This window comes from Mogibacterium neglectum (assembly GCF_030644205.1).
Taxonomy (GTDB): domain Bacteria; phylum Bacillota; class Clostridia; order Peptostreptococcales; family Anaerovoracaceae; genus Mogibacterium; species Mogibacterium neglectum.
In genome coordinates, this window is record NZ_CP128647.1 from 346,636 (window position 1) to 371,285 (window position 24,650).

Sequence of the window (24,650 nt, forward strand, 5' to 3'; positions counted from 1 at the left end):
GTCAAGCCTTGACCGCAAGTGCCCATTATTATAAAAACGATTGTTTAATTTTTGGCAAAAGGAGGTGATAAATTGATTAAGAAACTATATTCTGCGATTCTGTTCGTTATTGGCGGCATTATCGGAAGTCTTTTGTTTTGCGTACTTCAAATGGAACTTAAGAATGTAAGCTTCAATAAAGTTGTTGTCACGAGTGTAGCGGATTTTAGCATACTGGTGCTTTTCGTCATCATTTTCGGACTTATTTTTAGAATTTTCGCACCGACACTCATTAACAAACAGAAGAAAGCGTCGTCGTATATCGAGCATGATCTTAAGGATGTATCTATAGATGTGATTTTCATCGATGCTGCTGGAGTGGTTATAGGACTAGTTATCGCATTAATAATTTCTATGAGTTATAGATCGCTTTTGCCACCACTATGGTATTCAGTGTTTACGATTGCACTATACCTTGTGCTTGGTTTCTTTGGTTTTGTTGTCGCGTCAGCTAAGGTCAAGGGGAATCGAAAAACTCTTGATAACCTTGCAATTCGCAACCATGAAAAAGTTCATGCAGGTATACCTAAAGTCGTTGATACGAGCGTAATAATCGACGGAAGAATACTCGACATTATGAGGGCAGGATTCATCGATGGCAAGATTGTCATCCCTACATTTGTGCTTGATGAACTTCGACATATTGCCGATTCTAGTGATAACATCAAACGTGTCCGTGGAAGAAGAGGACTCGATATCATAAATCAGATTAGAAACGAATTTAACGTAGAGGTCTATAATAACACTACTAAGCTCAGGCATCTTGACGACATTGCCGAGGTGGATGTAAAGCTTATTAAGCTAGCATGTGAAATAAATGCCAACTTGATTACCACTGATTTCAATCTCAACAAAGTAGCAACTATAAATGATATTAAGGTGCTTAATATCAATGAACTGGCAAATGCAATTAAACCTGTAGTTATTCCTGGTGAGAAGATGCTCGTTGACATCGTTAAGCGTGGTAAAGACCGTGAGCAGGGCATTGGCTATCTGGATGACGGCACGATGATAGTAGTTGAGGGCGGTGTTGACCATATCGCTGAAAGTGTGGTAGTGACAGTTACGAGCGTGATACAGACATCAGCAGGCAAAATGATATTTGCACGCCTCAATACATAATGCGATAATGTAATTGACTTACTTAAAAGAGTCATGAGCGCAAGGGCGTAAATTCTTTTTAGACTAGATAAAGGACGGATATAACAATTAAAACAAATAATTATAAGCGTATTACAGAGAATGAGGCTCGTAACACCCATATTGCACTTATCGCAGCAGCAGGCAAAGGTTCGCGGATGAGAACTGAAATTCCTAAGCAGATTCTAAGCTACAAGGGGACGACGGTGATTGAGCGAACAGCGTCAGTTTTTGCATCACATGAGGATATAGATGCGGTATTTCTCCTCATACCACAAGATAGAGAATACGATGAGATATTCTTTCAAATAGCGGATAGGATAGAACACTTGTACAACAAGCCTGTCCGATGTTCGTATGGCGGGAATTCTCGAGGTGAGTCGGTTTATAATGGTTTGCAGGCGATCTCAAGCTATCTAGCTGAGAGTTGCAAATCTGATGACAATGGCATTTTAGAAGTTAGCGAAGCAGTAATATTGATTCATGATGCAGCGAGGACTGAGATTACTGATGAAATCATAGATAGAAATATAGCAGCCATGAGAGATAACGAGGCTACGTGCACTGTAGTTCCAATGATTGATTCGCTCAGAATTACAAAAAAATCAACAAGTGAATTTTTTAACGACTTGTCATCACATAATGATTATCCTATAATTAATAGTAAATCTATTGATAGAGATAGAGTGGTCGCTGTGCAGACGCCGCAGTGCTTTAAATTAGGCAGTTTGATGGCTGCTTACGACAAGGCGAGAGGTGATGGATATGTCGGTACGGATGATGCCTCTATCGCGGAATATTTTGGGATAGATATAGCGCTCGTTGAAGGAGATTATGTCAATACCAAAATAACTACCGGAAAGGACATCCCTATGGGAATACGAGTAGGTACAGGATATGATGTTCATAGACTCGCCGAAGGGCACAGACTTATACTGTGCGGGGTTCCACTCCCCAGCGACAAGGGGCTAGTCGGACATTCGGATGCTGATGTGGCAACGCATGCTCTGATGGACGCGTTGCTCGGAGCAGCATGCTTAGGCGACATAGGAAAGCATTTTCCTGATACAGATGTGAGATATAAGGGTGCAGATAGCGTAGAGCTTCTTCGTGAGGTCAAGAAGATAATTGGCAATGTAAGTATCGGCAATGTCGATATCACGATAATAGCAGAGAGACCTAAGCTGGCACCGCATATAGATAAGATGAGAGAGAACATTGCCGAGGCACTTGAGATGTCCGTTGGCGCGGTAAACGTGAAAGCTACGACGACAGAGAAGCTTGGATTTACCGGAAGAGAAGAAGGCATTGCAGCGCAAGCTGTTTGCACAATAGAAGGGAGATTTTAACTATGAAATTATCGAGGCTCCATCTCAAGACGTTGAGAGAAGCACCAAACGAAGCAGAACTAGTCAGCCACAAGCTTATGATCAGAGCTAACCTAATTAAGAAGGAAGCTGCTGGTATATATACCTTCATGCCATTTGGCTGGAGGACAATCAGAAAGATAGAAGAGATAGTAAGACAGGAGCAGGATAGAATTGGCTGCCAGGAGCTTCACATGCCTCATGTAAATCCATCTGAACTCTGGAAGGAGTCCGGTAGATGGTACGCTTATGGACCAGAACTATGGAGAATCAAGGATAGAAATGGTAGAGACTTCTGCCTTGTTCCTACATGTGAGGAGCTATGTACTAACATTGTAAAGCAGGAGATTTCGTCATATAGGGAACTTCCTCTTCAGCTATACCACATCCAGTTTAAGTATCGTGATGAAGCTCGTCCAAGATATGGTCTGATGAGATCTCGCGAGTTTATCATGAAGGATGCGTATTCATTTGACAGAACTCCAGAAGACCTAGAAGAGGCCTACAGACTGCAGTATGAAGCATACGTAAGAACATTTACAAGATGCGGGCTAGACTTCAGAATTGTAGAGGCCGATAACGGCCCAATAGGTGGAAGCAACTCCCACGAGTTTTCCGCTCTATCTAATGTTGGCGAGAGTGAAATCGCATACTGTGAGAAGTGTGATATGGCTGCTACCATCGAGAGAGCTGAGTGCATCGATGAGAAGCCAATAGACGAGCCAGAACAAGAATTAGAGGTAGTTTATACACCAGGAACCAAGACTATCAAGGATGTATGTGACTATCTGGAAGTGGATGAAAAGAAAACTATAAAGGCGCTCATGTTCACTACATTTGATCAGGATTTAAATCCAGCTGATTATGTTTGCGTATTTATCAGAGGAGATAGAGACGTTAACATGATTAAGCTTGTAAATGCGCTTGGAATACCTGAGCACTATATAGAGTTTGCAGACGAGGATGAGATGGGGCCTGTTACAGGAATCGTTGGTGGATTTACAGGACCGGTAGGAATTCATAACTGCAAGATTGTTGTCGATAGCGAGCTAGTTGGAACTAAGAACATGGTTGCTGGAGCTAATAAGGAAGATCACCATATGAAGGGTGTTTGCTATGGCAGAGACTACGTTGGAGATATCGTGACAGATATCAAGACGCTCAAGGAAGGCGATCCATGCCCACACTGTGGAGCTCCAATCAAGCACACAAGAGGTATCGAGGTTGGTCAGATCTTCAAGCTAGGAACTAAGTACTCAGAGTCAATGAATGCAACGTATAAGGATGAGAATGGCGAAGACCAGATCTACTGGATGGGTTGCTACGGAGTCGGTGTTACAAGAACTATGCAGGCTGTCGTTGAACAGAGTCACGATGATAAGGGTATCATCTGGCCAATGTCAGTCGCTCCATACCATGTAATTGTAACTGTTATCAACCCTAAGGATGAGATTCAGATGGATCTTGCTAATAAGATTGAGTCAGAACTAGAAGCTAAGCGCGTTGAAGTTATCGTAGATGATAGGGATGAGAGAGCTGGTGTTAAGTTCAACGATGCGGACCTAATTGGTATTCCTATTAGAATTACAGTTGGTAAGCTTGCTAAGGACGGAAACGTTGAGTACAAGTTAAGACGTGAAGAGAGCAATGAGGTTCTTTCGGCAGAGGATGCAATCAAGGCAGCGGTAGAACTCGTTGACAAGGAAATCTTCGGATTATAATACCGGAGGTACAATATTAATTACAAGGTGATTTACAGTCCTGAGAATTAGGAGGAAAAATGCTGGAAGTATTCGTCACATTTTTCAAACTGGGCTTGTTCACAATCGGGGGTGGGGTCGCTATGATTCCCATCCTCTCTAATATTATGGTCAAAGACAAGAAGTGGTTCACTGAAGATGAGATGATAGATATCATCGCTATCTGTCAGGGGTTACCAGGTGTTATCGCCATCAATATGGCAACTTACGTAGGATTCAAGAAGCGAGGGCTGATTGGATCCTTTGTTGCAACATTCGGTGTGATACTTCCCTCGTTTGTGATAATCGTTATTATAGCAAAAGGTATGAATTTTATAGACGGCAATCCATACGTCCAAGGAGCGCTCGGAGGCCTTAGGGCTGCGGCACTTGGTCTTATTATTATTGCCGTATATCAGGTTGCTAAGGGCGTTATTAAGGATGCTTTCAGTGCGATCGGTGCTGTAGGTAGTTTCATACTTATTGCTGTTCTCAAGATAAATGTGGTTTATATCATCGTGCTATTCCTGGCTCTCGGCATTGGGTATGCTTTTTTGACGAAGTCATCTATCGACACTAGAGGTTGCGAAAAATCTGTATCAGATGCAAATGAGAGAGACCATCAAGCTTTTGTAAAGCAGAGGGATGAACAAGCAGATGTAATTGAAGTATATGAGAAAAATAAAGAAGGAGACGATGAGTGATGCTGTTAGCAAAGTTGTTTATTGCCTTCTTTAAGATAGGACTTTTCGGATTCGGTGGTGGGCTTGCAATCATCCAGCTTATATACGATAGTATCAAAGAATTTACGAACATAACCCCTGAGCAGTTTGCAAATATCGTTGCGATCGCCCAAGTTACCCCGGGACCAGTGGCAGTCAATTCTGCTACGTATGTGGGATACGAAGTCGGGGGATACCTCGGATCGGCGCTGGCGACCTTAGGGGTTGCAACCCCTGCATTTATAATTATCGCTATGGTTGCAAACGCTGTAGAGCGCTATAAAGAAAGCACTGCGGTTAGGGGAGCCCTCGAAGGTATCAGGCCAGCAACTGTAGGACTTATAGCGGCGGCGGTAATCACTATCGGAAAGGCGGCTATAATGCCAGAACATACTCTTGGTGGAAACTTCTCGGTACTTCGAGACATGACGGTTTCCGTAGGGGGCATGCACATAGATGTGATATCGATAGTTCTTTGTGGACTGACTATACTGTTAATTCAAAAATTTAAGATAAATCCGATGCTCGTACTTGTCATTATTGCGTGCGTAGGCGCTGTCGTTGGTGTATAATCAAAACAGCTATACCCAAATGGGAAATGACGAAATAAGTCGATACATGATTTAGTGGAGGAAAGAAATGAAGATTTACAACTCTATGACTAGACGCAAGGAAGAGTTTGTACCTATCCATGAAGGAAAAGTCAATATCTACGTTTGTGGTCCTACGGTTTACAACTATTTTCATATAGGTAATGCTAGACCGTTCGTAGTGTTCGACACTCTGCGTAGGTTTTTTAAATATATCGGATATGACGTTAAGTTCGTGCAGAACTTTACAGACGTTGATGACAAAATTATCAACAAGGCAAAGGAAGAGAAATTACCGGCACTTGAGGTATCGGAGAAGTACATCAAAGAGTATTTCAAAGATGCGGAAGCTCTCAACGTAATAAAGGCTGACGTGCACCCTAAGGTTTCCGAGCATATCGAGGATATCATCGAGTTCATCAGTACGCTAATTGAGAAAGGTTATGCGTATGAGGCTGATGGTGACGTTTACTACATCACGCGCAAGTTCCCGGAGTACGGGAAGCTATCAGGACAGAATATTGACGACCTAGAGTCTGGTGCTAGGATTGCTATCGGGGAGGTTAAGAAGGACCCTCTTGATTTTGCTCTTTGGAAAGCACAGAAGACAGATGATGAGATTGCATGGGATTCTCCTTGGGGCAAGGGTAGGCCAGGCTGGCACATCGAGTGTTCGACTATGTCCAAGAAGCATCTCGGCACAACTATAGATATTCACGGCGGCGGGCAGGATCTCAAGTTCCCTCACCATGAAAATGAAATCGCTCAGTCCGAGGCGTGCAACTGCGCTCCTTTTGCGAACTACTGGATGCACAACGGATACATCATGGTTGATGGCGAGAAGATGTCGAAGTCGCTAAATAACTTCTTTACAGTTAGAGATATTCGTAAGGAGTACGACGGTGACTTTATCAGGTTCTTCCTACTGAGCGTTCAGTATAGAGGACCTATCAACTTTAGCGATGAAGGTATGAAGCATGTTAAGCAGGGATATGATAGGCTTATAAACGCTACCGAGACTTTGGAGTTCCTCGTTCAGAATGGCTCTGATAAGATAACAGAGAAGGAAGAGGAGACGGTTAAGTCGTTTATAGACTATAAGGAAAAATTCATAGAGTGCATGAGTGATGACCTTAATACTGCAGGTGCTATAGGTGCCCTCTTCGAGCTAGTTTCGGCTATTAACGTGGAGATTGAAGGTGGAGCATCAAAGGGGTTTGCGGGAAAGGCTCTCGAGATTATCCATGAACTCGCTGACGTCCTTGGTGTGCTTCAGAGAAGTAGTGAAAATGCGGTAGGCGAGGATATCCAGGCCCTCGTAGACGAGAGACAGCAGGCTCGTAAGGAGAAAAACTGGGCTAGAGCTGATGAAATCAGAGATCAACTGGCTAGTATGGGATATACTCTCAAGGATACTCCACAGGGAGTTCAGATAATTAAAGCAGATGCATAACGATATCAAGAGCATGAATACGACGGCGCTCGCCTATATAGGCGATGCTGTCTACGAACTACATATCAGGGAACTTTTAATTGGACGTAACAAAAGCGATGTTGGCAAGGTGCATAAGAGGGCGGTATCATACGTGTCTTCTGATGGGCAGGCCAAGGCTATAAAGTCCATGATGAATGATTTTCTAACGGAAGAGGAGCAGAAACTCGTTAAGCGCGCAAGGAATAAGCGTGCGACATCGAGACCTAAAAATGCTGACCCACGCAAGTACAAGATTGCTACGGGATTTGAGGCACTGATAGGTGCGCTTCATATGGATGGAGATGAGACCAGACTTGAGGAAGTTTTGGCAGAGGCTGTCCGAATTATTGAGGAGGATTAGAGTGAGCAAGGCGGATAAACTGTTTGTGAGCATGTGTGAAGATATAATTGCTAATGGATTTAGCACTGAAGGGCAGAAAGTAAGACCTCACTGGCCAGACGGAACACCTGCGCATACGATTAAGAATTTTGGCGTGGTAAATAGATATGATTTACAGGAGGAGTTTCCTGCTCTTACCGTAAGACCTACGGCTATCAAGCTCGCGTTTGACGAGCTACTGTGGATATGGCAGAAGAAGTCGAACAGGGTTTCTGACCTCGGAAGTCACATCTGGGATGAGTGGGCTGGTGAAGACGGCACCATCGGTAAGGCGTATGGATACCAGCTGGGGGTTAAGTATAAGTTCAAACAGGGCGAGATGGATCAGGTCGATAATATCCTGTGGCTGCTTGAGCATGACAAATGCTCCAGAAGAATCATGGCTAACATGTATAACTTTGCTGATCTAAGCGAGATGAACTTAGAGCCTTGTGCATACAGCATGACTTTCAATGTAAAAGGCGATACGCTCAATGCGATTCTAAATCAGCGTTCGCAGGACATACTGACAGCAAATAATTGGAATGTTGTGCAGTATGCACTGCTTCTGATGATGTTTGCACAAGTTAGCGGTCTCAAGGCGGGGGAGCTAATACACGTGATTTCAGATGCTCATATCTACGATAGGCACGTGGATATAGTTAAGGAGCTCATCGAGCGTCCACAGTATCCTGCGCCTAAGGTGACACTAAATCCTGAGGTAAAGAATTTCTACGACTTCACAGTTGAGGATCTAATCGTCGAGGAATACAAGAAGAACCCGCAGGTGAAAAACATTCCAGTAGCGATTTAATTCGAGATTATACAGACGGTGCCGTAGCTATATCGAGGTGCCGTCTTAAATATTATATGAATGTTAATATCAGCATGTGAGTGCATAGCGCACGAATATAACAAACTGAGGTGAAGTATGAATCTAATTGTAGCTGTTGATGAGAAATGGGGCATCGGGTGTGACAACGAATTGCTCGCATCGATTCCTGGAGACATGCAGTATTTCAAGGAAAAGACGACTGACGGGGTCGTAGTGATGGGGCGCAGAACTCTCGAGAGCCTGCCTAAGCAGAGGGGACTCCCGAAGCGCATAAATTACGTGCTCACATCAAACGAAAACTTCGAGGCTGAAAGATGCATAGCCGTGCACAGCGAGGAGGAGCTATTCAAGGAGCTCGAGCAGTATGACCCAGAGCATGTATTTATTATCGGCGGAGAGAGCATATATAGGAAGTTCTACAAAAATTGCGACAAGTGTTTCGTAACTAAGATGCACGCAGATTTATATGCTGACAAATTCATGGTTAACCTTGACGAGGATGAAGATTTTAAAGAGACGTGGAAGAGTGAGATGCATAGCGAGAATGGTATAGACTATGAGTTCACTTTGTACGAGAAAGTAGAGAAGTAATGGCAAAATCAGATAAAAAGAAAACGGGTGCTCGTGGTAAGAACAGACGTGATGCACACGGAGTGTATCAGAGACGTGCGGAGCGAGGAAAAGCTGCGTTTAGACCTTATGATCGAGAGTTTACTGAAGAGTTTCGCGGCAATACTGGAGGGAGTACAGGAAGAATTAAACGTACTAGCGGTAACGCTGGGGGATATGGTAGTTCTCAGCGTAATGGCAACTCAGGGAGTTATAGCAACTCTCAACGCAGCAGAAACTCAAGCAGCCGCCCGCGAGATGCGTATAGCAATACATATAGAAATGCCGAAAGGGACAACCGTGGCGGCAGCTTTTCTGAGGAGCAGAGTGCTCCAGCCGCGAATCTGATAGCCGGCCGCAATCCGGTAATCGAAGCGATCAAGAGCGGCCGCGAGATCGAAAAGATCTACATGGCGGCAGGAGCCGAGGGCTCCGTCGTAAAAATCAGAGCTATGGCTAAGGATGCTGGCATAGTGGTGGATACAGTTCCTAGAATAGTGCTTGATAGAATGGCTCCAGGGGAGAAGCATCAGGGAGTGGCAGCGGAGATATCTGCATACTCATATTCAACAGTTGAAGAGATTATGGAACGAGCAGTAGACAGTGATGAACCGCCCTTTATTATGGTGCTCGATGAGATTTCTGATCCACACAACCTTGGTGCGATCATAAGGACGGCAGAGTGTGCTAATGCTCATGGAGTTATAATCCCTAAGCGCAATGCTTGTGGACTTACAAGTACCGTGGCTAAGACTTCAGCAGGAGCACTAGAACGCATGCCGGTTGCGAGAGTGACCAATATATCTCGGACCATCGAAGAGCTGCAAGCACAGGGTGTGTGGGTAGCAGCAGTGGATATGGATGGAAAATCATATTATGAGACAGAAGGCGTGATGAAAGGTGCGATAGCTCTAGTGATCGGAAATGAAGGAAAAGGTATCAGCAGGCTTGTTAAGGAGAAGTGCGACCTTTCAATTTCGATTCCTATGAAGGGCAGTATCAATTCTCTTAATGCATCTAATGCAGCAGCCATAATGATGTATGCGGTTAGACGCAGCAGGGACTGTTAGCCTAATATATTAAGTACTTGTACAGCATTAAATATCAAGGAAAACGCTTGACATTGACATCTGCACAGCGTATTATTATAAGGCTACTTTATGAATTCACGACAGAGCTTGCGAGGCGGGCTCTGACTTTTGAGTTGAGAGAAGCAATTAGCTTACATATATATTTGCAAAGGAGGTCATCACCTTGAGAAACAAGATTACACTAGCTTGCACAGAGTGTAAGCAGAGAAACTACAACACAACTAAGAACAAGAAGAACAATCCTGATAGAATTGAGCTTAGGAAGTTCTGTAAGTTCTGCGGTAAGGAAACTCTCCACAAGGAGACTAAGTAGTCGAGGGAACATCATGGCAAACAACAATGAAACCATATCCAGAGATGGCAAGGATACTAAAATAGAGAATAAGACCAGTAAACCGGAACAGCGCAAAGAGCGTAAGGGCATCATTGGATATTTCACTGGTGTTAAACAGGAGATGGCCAAAGTAGTATGGCCGACGAGAGCGGAACTGACCAAGGACACAGTAGTAGTTTTTGGCGTGTGCATCTTCTTCTCCCTGCTGTTCTGGGGGATGGATACAGGCTTCTTAGCAGTGCTCAAGAAGCTTCTCGGAATTACGCTATCGAAATAGGCTAGAAGGAGACATACATGACAGAGAAGACCGAAAACTTGAATACGGGCGGCACAACGCTGTCACCACTTGAGGGCGAAGGTCTACGTGGCGATGGTACCGCTAAGTGGTACGTAATCCATACGTATTCTGGTTATGAGAACAAGGTTAAGACTAACATCGAGAAGATGGTAGAATATAGAGGAATGCAGGATCTCATCCTTGAGGTTACCATTCCTACTGAGGATAGAGTCGAGATTAAGAATGGCCAGAGAAAGGTCAAGACTAGAAAGCTTTATCCTGGTTACGTAGTCATCAAGATGATTGTCAACAACGAGACTTGGTATCTGGTGCGTAACACAGAGGGCGTTACTGGATTCGTAGGTCACGGCTCTGATCCTATTCCACTAACTAAGGAAGAAGTGGTTAGGATGGGCGTTGAGAAAATGCGCATCGACCTGGATGTTGAAACTGGCGACACAATCCGCATTATCGGTGGACCTTTCGAGGGTCAGATGGGTATCGTTGAAGATATCAGTCCTGATAAGCAGATTGTTAAGGCTAAAGTATCGATGTTCGGTAGAGATACACCTGTAGAACTCGAATTCTCGCAGGTGGGAAAACTTAACTAACTGGGAGCTATAGTCTCAGAGAAAGGAGAATAAGATGGCAAAGAAGATCGACGGCTATATTAAGCTTCAGATCCCTGCAGGAGGCGCAACACCTGCTCCACCAGTTGGACCTGCCCTAGGTCAGAAGAGTGTTAACATCATGGACTTCTGTAAGCAGTTCAATGCTAAGACTCAGGATCAGCAGGGAATGATCATTCCAGTTGTAATTACAGTTTACACAGATAGATCATTCACATTCGTATGCAAGACTCCACCAGCAGCAGTACTTATCAAGAAGGCAGCAGGCATTGATAAGGCATCGGGCGAACCTAACAAAACAAAGGTTGCGTCGATTACATACGCTCAGGCAGAGGAAATTGCGAAGACTAAGATGCAGGATCTCAATGCGGCTACACTTGAAGCAGCTACTGATATGATCAAGGGTACTGCTCGCAGCATGGGAGTTACTGTAACAGAGTAATCAGTGGGAGACGTTTTTAGGAAACGTCGATAGAACCACAAGGAGGAATTATGGCTAAGAAAAGCAAAAGATACAGCGCAATCATGGAGTCGTTCGACAAGACACAGACTTATGATGTTGCAGAAGCTGTAAAGAACGTAAAGAGCTTTGCTAATGCGAAGTTCGATGAGACTGTTGAGATGCACATTCGTCTAGGTGTAGACGGAAGACACGCAGACCAGCAGGTTAGAGGCGCAACTGTACTTCCACACGGAACAGGTAAGAGCAAGAAGGTTCTTGTTTTTGCTAAGGGTGCTAAAGCTGAAGAAGCTCAGGCAGCTGGTGCAGATTACGTAGGCGCAGAGGATCTCGCAGAAAAGATCCAGAAGGAGAACTGGTTCGACTTTGACTCAGTAGTTGCTACACCAGACATGATGGGCGTTGTAGGACGTCTAGGTAAGGTTCTCGGTCCTAAGGGACTCATGCCAAACCCTAAGTCAGGAACTGTAACAATGGACGTACAGAAGGCACTTGAGGAGATCAAAGCAGGTAAGGTAGAGTACCGTCTTGACAAGGCTAACATTATCCATGTAATTATCGGTAAGTGCTCATTTACTGAGGAGCAGCTAGTTGAAAATGCTAACACTCTAATCCAGGTTGTTGCTAAGGCTAAGCCAGCGGCTGCTAAGGGTCAGTACTTCAAGAGTGTTACTGTTACATCGACAATGGGACCTGGAGTTAAGATCAGCACAGCATCCCTAAGCTAATAGTCGGCCGGTGTTAATAATCGAATATCAACCGTAGACAGTGGGAGCGAAAGCTTAATATCCCACCGAGGTACAAACATAAATTTGTTCCCCGCTGTCTCGCAGCGGGGTTATTTGTACCGTACTTGGTATTAGCACATAAGACCGAAAAGGTTAAACCACAATTATGGACACAGTAGTGTTCAAGAAAGGAGACCAAATGTCTGTAGAAGCAAAGAACGCAAAGCAGCTAATTATCGATGAGATTAAGGCAAAATTTGACAAATCCATTTCGATTGTAGTTGTAGACTATCTTGGAATTACAGTAGCTCAGGCTGACGAACTAAGAAAGACTCTTAGAGAGAATGGCGTGAACCTAACTGTATATAAGAACACACTTGTAAAGCGTGCTATCGCTGGAACTGAGTATGAAGGACTTGGTGAAACCCTAAAGGGATCTAGCGCATTCGCATTCTGCGAAGAGGATGCAACATCTTCAGCTAGACTTCTCAAGAAGGCTATGAAACAGTACAACAAGATGTCATTCAAGGGTGGATACGTTGATGGCTCAGTTTATGACGCTAAGCAGGTTGAAGCACTTGCAGATATCCCATCAAGAGAAGAGCTCATCGCTCGCTTCATGGGAAGCATCCAGTCGCCAGTATCGCAGCTTGTTAGAACATTCAAGGCGATCGCTGATGAGGGTGCAGTTCCAGCAGGAGAGACTGCTGAGGCATAAGCTATTAGTAGCTAACAATTTTTAAGAAATTTTACCGATTAATCGGTGTATCGAGAAGCTGACATTTCAGCAAATTTAGACAAAAGGAGAAATAAAATGGATAAGAATCAGATCATTGAAGCCCTAAAGGGTATGACCATTCTTGAGATTAACGAGCTCGTTCAGGCTTGCGAAGAGGAATTCGGAGTATCTGCAACTGCAGCTGTAGTTGCAGCACCTGCTGCAGGTGGCGGAGAGGCTGCTGAGGAGCAGACAGAGTTCACGGTAGTTCTTGCTAGCGCTGGGGACCAGAAGATTAAGGTTATCAAGGCAGTTAGAGAAGCTACAGGTCTTGGACTTAAGGAAGCTAAGGAGCTTGTTGATGGAGCACCTGCTAACGTTAAGGAGAACATCGAAGCTGGCGAAGCTAACGCACTTAAGGAAGCTCTCGAGGCAGTTGGAGCTACAGTAGAGCTTAAGTAATTAAATAGCACAACAATTTTGGATTGGGCTCCTGATTTCGGGAGCCCAATTCTTGCTATTTATAAGAGACTCATTTCCGCTATAAAGTCCTACTTCTCAATATCGAGTAGTGATTAAATGATGACGGGCAAGATTATGTGTTTTTTGTGGTTTTTCGGACTCTAGTATACGAAAAGTTGCAAAAAATACATAATATGCTCATTTCTGGACTTGAAATATTTACAACCTTACTCTATAATAATAAGTTGCTATGGAGACGTTTTTTCTTAAATAACAAGGAGTGATAACATGCCAAAACCTGTAAAAGTTGGAAGGAAAGAACGTATGACTTTTGCGAAAATCAATGAAGTTTGCGAGATGCCAAACCTCATTGATATCCAAACTGAGTCATACAAGTGGTTTGTCGAAGAGGGGCTAGCCGAGGTTCTGGAAGATGTATCTCCAATTAGGGATACTACCAATACTTTGAGCCTAGAGTTCGCTGACTACTCCTTCTCAGATACACCTAAATACGATCAGGAGGAATGCAAGGAGCGTGACGCCACTTACGCTACATCTCTGACGGTCAAGGTAAGATTGATAAACAGGGAGACTCTTGAGATCAAGGAACAAGATGTTTTCATGGGAGATTTCCCACTGATGACAGAAAAAGGCACATTCATATACAACGGTGCGGAGAGAGCTATCGTAACACAGCTAGTAAGATCTCCAGGACCGTATTTTGAGTTTAATACGGATAAGTCGAATAACAAGCTTTATTCTTCGACTATTATTCCTAATAGAGGAGCATGGCTTGAGTATGAGACTGACTCAGCTGGCGTTCTATACGTAAGAGTTGATAGAACTAGAAAGCTTCCTCTTACATCGTTCCTGAGAGCGATGGGGCTCGGATCAAATGAAGATATTATCGATACATTCGGTGAAAGTCCTGCTCTTTTAAGAACTTTTGAGAAGGATAGCACAAAGAATGCAGATGATGGCGTTAAGGAAATATACAAGAGACTAAGACCTGGAGATCCTCCAACAGTTGAGAATGCTAGGTCTATGGTTAACTCGCTTTTGTTTGATGCACGTAGATACGACCTAGCTAAGGTTGGTAGATACAAGTATAACAAGAAACTCGGCATCCATAACAGACTAGTTGAAACAATTGCTGCTGAGCAGATTGTTGATCCTGCAACCGGTGAGGTGCTCGTTGAAAAGGGTGAGCTTATCTCCCGCAAGAGAGCTATGGAAATCGAAGATGCGGGTGTTGCTTATGCATACGTAAATAGCAAGACTGAGGATGATGGAGTAGTTAAGGTTATAGGTAATAATTTTGTTGACCCAACTAAGTACATTGATCTTGACCTTACTCCATATAAGCTGTCAGAAAAGGTTTACTACCCTGTTATGATGGAGATTATCGAAGAAGCAAATGGAGATGAGGATGCGCTCAAGGCTGCTATTGCTAATCGCAAGAATGAGCTTTCTCCAAAGCATATCATTCACGATGATATCATCGCATCTGTGAGCTATTTCCTCAATCTATCTTATGGAATCGGTGAGACAGATGATATCGACCACCTCGGTAATCGTAGACTGAGATCAGTAGGAGAGCTTCTGCAGAACCAATTCCGCATAGGATTTGCAAGAATGGAGAGATCTGTTAGGGAGAGAATGACCACTGAGAACGCAACTCCTCAGCAGCTTATCAACATCAGACCTGTAACTGCAGCAGTTAAAGAATTCTTTGGAAGCTCTCAGCTGTCACAGTTTATGGACCAGAACAATCCTCTTGCAGAGCTGACTCACAAGAGAAGACTTTCCGCACTTGGGCCTGGTGGTCTTTCCAGAGAAAGAGCCGGATTCGAGGTGAGAGATGTTCACTACACACATTATGGCAGAATGTGCCCGGTCGAGACACCTGAAGGTCCTAACATCGGACTTATCGGATCGCTCACTACTTATGGCATTATCAACGAGTATGGATTTATCGAAACTCCATATCGTAAGGTTGATAAGGAAACTGGTGTTGTAACTGAGCAGGTTGATTATTTATCTGCGGATGACGAGGAGTTGATGATCGTAGCTCAGGCTAACGAGCCACTCGATGCAGAAGGTCACTTTGTTAACAATAAGGTTGCAGTACGAGGTGTTAAGGGTGAGATTACACTTGCTAAGAAAGAAAGCGTCGACTACATGGACGTTTCTCCTAAGCAGGTAGTTTCTGTTGCTACTGCTATGATTCCGTTCCTTGAGAACGACGACGCTAACCGTGCGCTGATGGGATCAAACATGCAGAGACAGGCTGTGCCACTACTCGTTACAGAGGCTCCGTATGTTGGAACTGGAATCGAGTACAAGGCAGCTTGCGATTCTGGAGCAGTGCTCCTTGCAAAAGCAGCAGGAACTATCGAGTTTGTTGACGCGCAGTTCGTAAAGGTGCGCAGAGACGACAATGATGAACTCGACGAGTATAAACTTCTCAAATTCAAGAGATCCAACCAGGGGACTTGCATAAACCAGCGACCTATCGTTGCATGCGGCGAACATGTTGATGCAGGAGAGGTTCTGGCAGACGGACCATCGACTAACCTCGGTGAGATTTCGCTAGGTAAGAACCTGTTGATCGGATTCATGACATGGGAAGGCTACAACTACGAGGATGCTATTATCCTCAATGAGAGGCTCCTCATGGACGATGTTCTAACATCGCTACACATAGTTAAGTACGAGTGTGAAGCTCGTGATACAAAGCTTGGACCAGAAGAGATTACAAGAGATATTCCTAATCTCAGCGAAGAGGCTCTCAAGGAACTCGATGAGAACGGAATCATCAGAATCGGTGCAGAAGTTAAGTCTTCTGACATCCTTGTAGGAAAACTTACGCCTAAGAGCGAGACAGATTTAACCGCAGAAGTTAGAATGCTCCGTGCAATCTTCGGTGAGAAGTCCAAGGAAGTAAGGGATACGTCTCTAAAGGTTCCTCACGGCGAGACAGGTATTGTCATCGACGTAAGAGAATTTACAAGAGAGAACAGCTCTGAACTCCCGCCAGGAGTAAATAAGATTGTAAGAGTTTACATAGTTACAAAGAGAAAGATCAACGTCGGAGATAAGATGGCTGGTCGTCACGGTAACAAGGGTGTAATCTCCAGAATTCTTCCAGAAGAGGATATGCCGTTCAAGGAAGATGGTGAGACGCTACAGGTAATGCTTAACCCACTGGGTGTACCTTCCCGAATGAACGTAGGACAGGTGCTCGAGGTTCATTTAGGACTAGCAGCTAAGACAAAGGGCTGGTATATTTCAACACCAGTATTTGACGGAGCTAGTGAGATTGACGTAATCAACATGCTTGATGATTGCGGATATCCTAAGACTGGTAAGCTTAGACTTAGAGACGGTAGATCTGGAGAGTACTTTGATAGTCCAGTAACTGTAGGGTACATGTATATGCTCAAGCTGCACCATCTTGTAGATGATAAGATTCACGCTAGAAGTACAGGCCCATACTCGCTAGTAACTCAGCAGCCACTTGGTGGTAAAGCTCAGTTCGGTGGTCAGAGATTCGGAGAAATGGAGGTATGGGCACTCGAGGCCTATGGAGCTGCATATACACTTCAGGAAATACTAACAGTTAAGTCTGATGATATCATCGGACGTGTTAAGACTTATGAGGCCATCGTAAAGGGAAATAACATTCCAAAGCCTGGTATCCCAGAGTCTTTCAAGGTGCTCATCAAGGAGCTACAGGCACTATCGCTTGATGTTAGAGTAATGTCTGGCGACAACAAGGAAATCAAGCTTAAGGATACGTCCGAATTCGACGAACCTGCTTCGGTAGATCGTATGCTCAAGGAAGCTGATAGACGTACAGAGGCTATGCACGAGCGTGAGAATGAAGAGAAACTTCGCGGAAAGCAGACCGACGATGAGGAGTTCGTTGAAACGGCAGACTTCGATGAAGAGCCAGATATAGATATTCTGAATACACTTTCGGCAGCACTTGGTGACGATGAAGATACACCAGCTATCATAGATGACGATGAGGAGCCAGAAATGGTAAGCCTTGACGAGATAATTGGCACAAGCGACGAAGCTATTGATGAATAATTAAGGGGGAAACATGGCTAAAAACGATAATAATCAAGATCTTAGAAATTTTGAATCCCTACAGATCAAGTTGGCTTCAACAGATAAGATGCTTGAATGGTCTCATGGTGAGGTAACAAAGCCGGAGACTATCAACTACAGAACTCTCAAGCCTGAAAGAGACGGACTCTTCTGCGAGAAGATTTTCGGACCTACCAAGGATTGGGTGTGCTCCTGTGGAAAATACAACAAAATTCGCTTTAAGGGCATCGTTTGCCCTTACTGCGGAGTTGAGGTAACGAAGTCCAAGGTTAGAAGGGAGAGAATGGGACACATACAGCTTGTTAGTCCTGTATCTCACATATGGTACTTCAAGGGAATCCCTTCAAGAATAGGACTAGTGCTCGACATCACTCCTAAGCAGCTAGAGAGGGTGCTATATTTTGCTGCATATATAGTAACTGATCCAGGAGAAACTCCATTCGAGTACAAGCAGATTATTGAAGAAAATCAATATAATGAAGCTCGCGAAATTTATGGAAAGAACTTCGAAGCCTCGATGGGGGCAGAGGCTATCAAGAAGCTTCTAGAGAACATCAATGTTGACGAGGAAACAGAACTTCTCAGAGAGCAGCTCAAGAAGGCAACTGGGCAGAAGAGAATCCGTCTAGTTAAGAGACTCGAAGTTATCGAGGCTCTAAAGCAGTCTGAAAATAGACCTGAATGGATGATTCTCGAGGTAGTCCCTGTAATTCCGCCTGACCTTAGACCTATGGTTCAGCTTGAGGGCGGTAGATTCGCTACATCCGATCTAAATGACCTATACAGAAGAGTTATAAACAGAAATAACAGGCTTAAGAAGCTACTCGAGCTTGGAGCTCCTGACATCATCGTTAGAAACGAGAAGAGAATGCTTCAGGAATCAGTTGACTCTCTAATCGATAACGGTAGAAGAGGTAGAGCGGTTACAGGTGCTGCTGGTAGACAGCTTAAGTCGCTATCTGACATGCTTAAGGGTAAGCAGGGTCGTTTCCGTCAGAACTTGCTCGGTAAGCGTGTCGACTACTCCGGACGTTCTGTAATCGTAGTAGGACCTGAACTGAAATTCTATCAGTGCGGACTTCCTAAGACTATGGCGCTTGAACTGTTCAAGCCTTTTATAATGAAGGAGCTTGTAGAGCAGGAACTAGCGCATAACATTAAGAGTGCAAAGACAATGGTTGAGAAGATGAAGTCCGAGGTATGGGACGTTCTCGACTATGTAATCAAGGATCATCCGGTACTTCTTAACCGTGCTCCGACACTGCACAGGCTTGGAATTCAGGCATTTGAACCGGTTCTAGTAGAGGGTAAGGCTATTAAACTTCATCCACTTGTTTGTACAGCGTTCAACGCCGACTTCGACGGAGACCAGATGGCTGTACACGTACCTCTATCCGTAGAGGCGCAGGCAGAGGCTAGATTCCTCATGCTGTCGGTTAACAATATCCTTGCTCCTAAGGATGGTTCACCTATCACAATCCCTACTCAGGACATGATTCTCGGAAGCTACTACCTCACTCATGAGGGTACAGAAGATCGTAACCTTGAGAATGAGAAGGGTGACGGCAAGTGCTTTGCAGATATTGATGAGATGCTCATGGCTTATAGAAACCATGCTGTAGGGATTCACGCAAAGGTTAAGGTTAGAAGACAGGCTTTTCCTGGAGATCCAGGCAAGCTAGTTGAGTCTACAGTAGGCAGATTCATCTTCAACCAGGGGCTTCCTCAAGATATGGGCTTCGTAAATAGAGATGAAGACCCATATTCGCTAGAGGTAGATTTCCTATGTGACAAGAAAAAACTCGGTGTTATCATCGACAAGTGCTTCAAGAAGCACGGTAATACAAGAACAGTTCTCATGCTCGACTATGTAAAGAGTATAGGTTACCACTACTCAACTAAGGCGGCTGTTACAATCAGTGTATCTGACATGGAGGTTCCTGAGGAGAAGGCTGAAATCGTTGCAGCGGCTGATAAGCAGGTAGATAAGTTTGAGGTTGCATACAGACGTGGTCTGATGACGGATAGAGAACGTTACGACAGAATCATCAAGACTTGGAAGGATGCAACTGATCAGGTTGCTGATGCCCTGATGGATTCCCTGGGACCTCTCAACAATCTGTTCATTATGGCAAGCTCTGGAGCCAGAGGTAACAAGTCTCAGATCAGCCAGGTTGGCGGTATGAGAGGCCTTATGGCTAATGCGACAGGACACACAGTAGAGATTCCTATTAAGGCTAACTTCCGTGAGGGTCTATCTATCCTGGAGTACTTCATTTCATCCAATGGTGCTCGTAAGGGTCTCGCTGATACTGCGCTTCGTACGGCTGACTCCGGATACCTAACAAGAAGACTTGTAGATATTTCGCATAGCGTAATCGTAACTGAGGATGATTGTGGGGCAGAAGAAGGCGTTGAGATCAAGGCATTTACAGATGGTAAGGAAGTAATTGAGCCACTATCACAGAGAATCGCAGGTAGATTTGTTACTGAGTCCGTTGTGCATCCAGAGACTGACGAAGTTCTCGCTGCGGAAGGCGACTTCATCGAGGATGATGTTGCAGAAGCAATCGAGGCAGCTGGGGTTGAAGTGGTTAAGATTAGATCTGTCATGACTTGTCAAGCAGAGCATGGAGTTTGCGCTAAGTGTTACGGCAGAAACCTCGCTACAGGAACTGCAGTTCTACCAGGTGAGACTGTTGGTATTATTGCCGCTCAGTCTATCGGTGAGCCGGGTACGCAGTTGACTATGAGAACATTCCACACTGGTGGTGTAGCAGGAAGCGATATCACACAGGGTCTCCCAAGAGTTGAGGAGCTGTTCGAAGCTAGAAAGCCTAAGGGTCTAGCTGAAATCTGCGAGGGGGATGGAGAGGTTGTATCTATTGAGCCAACTGACGACAACAGAACTAGCGTTGTTGTTAAGGAGGAAGGTGGCAACCGCGAGTACATCATCTCTTACGGTTCGCGACTCAATGTAAAGGTTGGAGACACTGTATACGCAGGTGGCCAGATTACAAAAGGGCCTCTCGATCCACACGATGTAATGAGAATCCTCGGCGTTCAGGGAGTATACGAATACTTGCTGCGCGAGGTTCAGAGAGTGTACAGACAGCAGGGTGTAGACATCAACGACAAGCACGTTGAGGTAATCACATCTCAGATGCTATCTAAGTACAAGATTGAAAAGGCTGGAGATACAAACCTGCTTCCTGGAAGTATGTATAGCATCAACGAGATTAACAAGGCAAATGCGGAAATTGATTCAGAAGAGGGCGAGCCAGCTACATACGAGCGTCAGCTACTTGGTATCACCAAGGCTGCTCTTGCTACAAGTTCATTCCTATCTGCTGCGTCATTTCAGGAGACAACTCGCGTATTGACAGACGCTGCAGTTAAGGGTAAGACAGACCATCTGGACGGACTCAAGGAGAACGTGATGATTGGTAAGCTGATTCCAGCCGGAACTGGCATGAAACGCTACGGAGCAGTTGAGGTTGATTACGGTGACAATGAACCTCTAATGAACTCGAGCTACGATGACGAGAACATGGTTCTTAAGATGCCATCGGCTAATGTGCAGCCACAGGCAACAGCACCGCTATACGATGGGATTGAGGAATAAATAGAGGCTTGATAAAGCTGTAATCCTAGCAAATTAATCATATATAATAAAATAGCCGATGCATTGACAATTCAGTGCATCGGCTGTTATAATGTATAGGTTCAATATACTAAGCGGAGACTGTCTATATGGTCACTGCTTATTTGGATGAGTTAATTTTATAAGAAAGGAGACAATAATGCCTACTATTAACCAATTAGTTCGTCAGGGCAGAAAGAGTGCAGTTAAGAAGTCAGGTTCCCCAGCTCTCGGTAAGAACATGAACAACCTTAAGAAGACTCTTACTGATGTAAATTCGCCTCAGAAGAGGGGAGTATGCGTTGCAGTTAAGACTGTAACTCCTAAGAAGCCTAACTCGGCGCTGAGAAAAGTTGCCAGAGTTCGCTTGACTAACGGTATCGAAGTAACAGCATATATTCCTGGAATTGGTCACAACCTGCAGGAGCACAGTGTTGTACTAATCAGAGGCGGAAGAGTTAAGGACCTCCCTGGTGTGAGATATCACATTGTTAGAGGAACACTTGACGCAGCTGGCGTATCGGGTCGTGGTCAGGGACGTTCCAAGTATGGAGCAAAGAGACCTAAGAAGTAATTGATTTCGGGATATTGTCCTTAATATATGATATTAAGGCGCACACGGTCGGTGATAGAAGCAGACCGAGTACCCCGTGAACCTAAGGAGGGAAGAGAAGTGCCAAGAAAAGGTAACGTACCAAAGAGAGAAGTACTTCCAGATCCAGTATACGGTAGCGTAGTGGTTTCAAAGCTGATCAACAGCATCATGCTTGACGGTAAGAAGGGTGTAGCCCAGTCAATCGTCTATGATGCATTTGACCAGATTAAGGAATCCACTGGCGAAGAACCGCTGGAAGTATTTGAGAAGGCAATGAGCAACATCATGCCTGTACTAGAAGTTAAAGCAAGAAGAGTCGGTGGTGCAAACTATCAGGTTCCTATCGAAGTTAGACCAGAGAGAAGACAGACTCTAGCTCTACGTTGGCTCACAAAGTTCACAAGACTTAGAGGTGAAAGAACTATGGCTGAGAGACTAGCTCACGAGCTTATGGACGCTTCTAACAACACAGGTGCATCTGTGAAGAAGAAAGAAGATACTCATAAGATGGCTGAGGCTAACAAGGCGTTTGCACACTACAGGTGGTAATCTGAGATGACACACCTGACAGAGATTAGATAAAAGCAGGAAGGAGGAGTTATGGCTAGACAATTTTCTCTAGAAAATACCAGAAATATTGGAATCATGGCCCACATCGATGCTGGTAAAACAACAACTACTGAGAGAATCCTTTACTACACAGGAAAGACTCATAAAATCGGTGAGACTCATGATGGTGCTGCTACCATGGACTACATGGCTCAGGAGCAGGAGCGTGGTATTACAATTACCTCTGCTGCTACAACCGCTCAGTGGAACGGCACAAGAATTAACATTATCGATACCCCAGGGCACGTTGACTTTACTGTTGAGGTAGAGAGATCACTTCGTGTACTTGATGGTGCTGTAATGGTGCTTAGTGCTAAGGAAGGTGTTGAGCCTCAGTCCGAAACAGTATGGAGACAGGCTGAGAAGTATAATGTTCCAAGGATGATTTTCGTTAATAAGATGGACATTCTGGGAGCTAACTTCTTCCACGTAATCGATACTATTCACGACAGACTAAGGGCAAACGCTGTACCTGTTCAGATTCCGATTGGTTCTGAAAATATGTTCGAAGGAATTATCGACCTTCTCACTATGAAGGCTGAGGTATACGATAAGAGCGATGCTACTGGTAAGGAGTTCGAAATTGTAGATATTCCAGAGAATATGAAGGCAGAAGCACAGACTTGGCATGACAAGATGATTGAGGCTGTTGCTGAGCTAGACGAAGAACTTACTATGAAGTACCTCGAGGGAGAGGAAATTTCAATTGAGGAACTCAAGACAGTTATAAGAAGAGAGACTATCGCAGGAAATATTTTCCCTGTATTCTGCGGATCTGCATACAAGAATAAGGGTGTTCAGATGATGCTAGATGGCGTAGTTGATTACATGCCTGCACCTACAGACATTCCTTCAATCGGTGGTGTAAATCCTGATACTGAGGAAGAGGATGTAAGACATGCAAGCGACAAGGAGCCATTCTCAGCACTTGCATTTAAGATTGTAGCAGACCCATATGTAGGAAAGCTCGCATTCTTCAGAGTTTACTCTGGAACACTTGAGACTGGTTCTTACGTATACAACGCAACTAAGGGTAAGAGAGAGAGAATCGGAAGGATTCTTCAGATGCACGCTAACCACAGAGAAGAGATCGATAAGGTTTACTCAGGAGATATCGCAGCAGCAGTAGGACTAAAGCAGACTACAACTGGAGATACACTCTGTGATGAAAAGAAGCCAATTATTCTCGAGTCTATGGAATTCCCTGATCCAGTAATCGAGATTGCTATCGAACCTAAGACCAAAGCCGGTCAGGAGAAGATGGGTATCGCTCTCGCTAAGCTGGCTGAAGAGGATCCAACATTCAGAACATACACAAACCCTGATACAGGACAAACTATCATCGCTGGAATGGGTGAGCTTCACCTTGAAATCATCGTTGATAGACTTCTCAGAGAATTCAAGGTAGAGGCTAACGTAGGTAAGCCAATGGTATCCTACAAAGAGACTATTACCGTTGAAGTCGATGAAGATTACAAGCACAAGAAGCAGTCCGGTGGTTCTGGTCAGTATGGTCACGTTAAGTTCAGACTATATCCAAGAGAAGCTGGTTCTGGATTCGAATTCAAGAACTCCATCACAGGTGGTGCTATTCCTAAAGAATACATCCCTAAGATTCAGGAGGGAATGGAAGCAGCAATGCAGAACGGACCTGTTGCAGGCTATCAGCTAGTAGACGTTGGAGTAGACCTATATGACGGTTCATACCACGAAGTAGACTCATCTGAAATGGCATTTAAGATTGCAGCTACCATGGGATTCAAGGAAGCTTGCAAGAAGGCAAAACCAGTTCTACTCGAGCCAATCTTCAAGGTAGAGGTTACTGTACCTGAGAACAACATGGGTGACATCATCGGAGATATCAGCTCAAGAAGAGGATCTATTGAAGGTTCTGACATCAATAATGGTGCGGCTGTTATCAGAGGATTCGTTCCACTATCCGAGATGTTCGGATATGCTACAGACCTGCGTTCTAAGACACAGGGTCGTGGTGTATACGTAATGCAGTTCGACCACTTCGATAAGCTACCAGAGAGCTTAAAGGAGAAGGTTGCAAAATAATCTTTAATATCACTAAAACTATCAGTGATG

22 protein-coding genes, 1 pseudogene and 1 other annotated feature are annotated in these 24,650 nt (G+C 44.4%); all 23 genes and pseudogenes read left to right on the forward strand.

Annotated features, from left to right (window positions below):
• The first annotated feature begins 72 nt into the window (after positions 1–72).
• Positions 73–1,161 (forward strand): PIN/TRAM domain-containing protein, encoded by a 1,089-nt coding sequence (locus QU661_RS01580; protein ID WP_304990024.1) that lies wholly within the window; start codon positions 73–75, stop codon positions 1,159–1,161.
• 176 nt (positions 1,162–1,337) lie between these two features.
• Positions 1,338–1,988 (forward strand): annotated as a pseudogene (locus tag QU661_RS08345) (IspD/TarI family cytidylyltransferase); the annotation flags it as partial.
• Positions 1,989–2,057: 69 nt separating this feature from the next.
• Positions 2,058–2,528 (forward strand): 2-C-methyl-D-erythritol 2,4-cyclodiphosphate synthase, encoded by a 471-nt coding sequence (gene ispF, locus QU661_RS08350; RefSeq protein WP_334307224.1) that lies wholly within the window; start codon positions 2,058–2,060, stop codon positions 2,526–2,528.
• Between the two features lie 2 nt (positions 2,529–2,530).
• Positions 2,531–4,267 (forward strand): proline--tRNA ligase, encoded by a 1,737-nt coding sequence (locus QU661_RS01590; RefSeq protein WP_304990026.1) that lies wholly within the window; start codon positions 2,531–2,533, stop codon positions 4,265–4,267.
• Positions 4,268–4,326: 59 nt separating this feature from the next.
• Positions 4,327–4,989: a chromate transporter gene (locus QU661_RS01595; RefSeq protein ID WP_304990027.1), complete on the forward strand. Its 663-nt coding sequence runs from the start codon at positions 4,327–4,329 to the stop codon at positions 4,987–4,989.
• A complete protein-coding gene (locus QU661_RS01600; RefSeq protein ID WP_304990453.1) occupies positions 4,989–5,579 on the forward strand; it encodes a chromate transporter in 591 nt (196 codons plus the stop codon). Before QU661_RS01595 ends, QU661_RS01600 begins: the two co-directional genes overlap by 1 nt.
• A 67-nt stretch (positions 5,580–5,646) precedes the next feature.
• On the forward strand, positions 5,647–7,050 hold the full coding sequence (gene cysS, locus QU661_RS01605; protein WP_304990028.1) for a cysteine--tRNA ligase: 1,404 nt from the start codon (positions 5,647–5,649) through the stop codon (positions 7,048–7,050).
• A complete protein-coding gene (locus tag QU661_RS01610) occupies positions 7,043–7,432 on the forward strand; it encodes a Mini-ribonuclease 3 (RefSeq protein ID WP_304990029.1) in 390 nt (129 codons plus the stop codon). The genes cysS and QU661_RS01610 overlap by 8 nt, the downstream gene beginning before the upstream one ends.
• A 1-nt stretch (position 7,433) precedes the next feature.
• Positions 7,434–8,264 carry a thymidylate synthase gene (gene thyA, locus QU661_RS01615; protein ID WP_304990030.1) on the forward strand — a complete coding sequence of 277 codons (831 nt, stop codon included), beginning with the start codon at positions 7,434–7,436 and terminating at the stop codon, positions 8,262–8,264.
• A gap of 117 nt (positions 8,265–8,381) precedes the next feature.
• Positions 8,382–8,876, forward strand: coding sequence for a dihydrofolate reductase (locus tag QU661_RS01620; RefSeq protein WP_304990031.1), 495 nt, complete (start codon positions 8,382–8,384; stop codon positions 8,874–8,876).
• Entirely contained in the window at positions 8,876–9,964 is a 1,089-nt protein-coding gene (gene rlmB, locus QU661_RS01625; RefSeq protein WP_330692462.1) for a 23S rRNA (guanosine(2251)-2'-O)-methyltransferase RlmB, read from the forward strand. The genes QU661_RS01620 and rlmB overlap by 1 nt, the downstream gene beginning before the upstream one ends.
• Before the next feature lie 184 nt (positions 9,965–10,148).
• Positions 10,149–10,298, forward strand: coding sequence for a 50S ribosomal protein L33 (gene rpmG / locus QU661_RS01630; protein WP_094233838.1), 150 nt, complete (start codon positions 10,149–10,151; stop codon positions 10,296–10,298).
• 13 nt (positions 10,299–10,311) lie between these two features.
• On the forward strand, positions 10,312–10,596 hold the full coding sequence (secE, locus tag QU661_RS01635) for a preprotein translocase subunit SecE (RefSeq protein WP_273451783.1): 285 nt from the start codon (positions 10,312–10,314) through the stop codon (positions 10,594–10,596).
• A gap of 17 nt (positions 10,597–10,613) precedes the next feature.
• Entirely contained in the window at positions 10,614–11,207 is a 594-nt protein-coding gene (gene nusG / locus QU661_RS01640) for a transcription termination/antitermination protein NusG (RefSeq protein WP_094233840.1), read from the forward strand.
• A gap of 34 nt (positions 11,208–11,241) precedes the next feature.
• Entirely contained in the window at positions 11,242–11,667 is a 426-nt protein-coding gene (gene rplK, locus QU661_RS01645; protein ID WP_106056125.1) for a 50S ribosomal protein L11, read from the forward strand.
• Between the two features lie 50 nt (positions 11,668–11,717).
• The gene (rplA, locus tag QU661_RS01650; protein ID WP_304990032.1) at positions 11,718–12,413 is read left to right on the forward strand and encodes a 50S ribosomal protein L1; all 696 of its coding nucleotides are present in this window, start codon (positions 11,718–11,720) and stop codon (positions 12,411–12,413) included.
• A 13-nt stretch (positions 12,414–12,426) separates the two neighbouring features.
• Positions 12,427–12,539: a sequence feature (ribosomal protein L10 leader region), on the forward strand.
• 73 nt (positions 12,540–12,612) lie between these two features.
• A complete protein-coding gene (gene rplJ / locus QU661_RS01655; protein ID WP_304990033.1) occupies positions 12,613–13,131 on the forward strand; it encodes a 50S ribosomal protein L10 in 519 nt (172 codons plus the stop codon).
• 96 nt (positions 13,132–13,227) lie between these two features.
• On the forward strand, positions 13,228–13,593 hold the full coding sequence (gene rplL / locus QU661_RS01660; RefSeq protein WP_274948185.1) for a 50S ribosomal protein L7/L12: 366 nt from the start codon (positions 13,228–13,230) through the stop codon (positions 13,591–13,593).
• Between the two features lie 288 nt (positions 13,594–13,881).
• Positions 13,882–17,691 (forward strand): DNA-directed RNA polymerase subunit beta, encoded by a 3,810-nt coding sequence (gene rpoB, locus QU661_RS01665; protein ID WP_304990034.1) that lies wholly within the window; start codon positions 13,882–13,884, stop codon positions 17,689–17,691.
• 13 nt (positions 17,692–17,704) lie between these two features.
• On the forward strand, positions 17,705–21,337 hold the full coding sequence (gene rpoC, locus QU661_RS01670; protein ID WP_304990035.1) for a DNA-directed RNA polymerase subunit beta': 3,633 nt from the start codon (positions 17,705–17,707) through the stop codon (positions 21,335–21,337).
• Positions 21,338–21,515: 178 nt separating this feature from the next.
• Entirely contained in the window at positions 21,516–21,929 is a 414-nt protein-coding gene (rpsL, locus tag QU661_RS01675; protein WP_094233847.1) for a 30S ribosomal protein S12, read from the forward strand.
• A gap of 99 nt (positions 21,930–22,028) precedes the next feature.
• Positions 22,029–22,499: a 30S ribosomal protein S7 gene (gene rpsG, locus QU661_RS01680; RefSeq protein ID WP_106056136.1), complete on the forward strand. Its 471-nt coding sequence runs from the start codon at positions 22,029–22,031 to the stop codon at positions 22,497–22,499.
• Positions 22,500–22,550: 51 nt separating this feature from the next.
• Complete coding sequence (gene fusA / locus QU661_RS01685; protein WP_304990036.1) at positions 22,551–24,620, forward strand: elongation factor G; 2,070 nt, start codon at positions 22,551–22,553, stop codon at positions 24,618–24,620.
• The last annotated feature ends 30 nt before the right edge of the window (positions 24,621–24,650 follow it).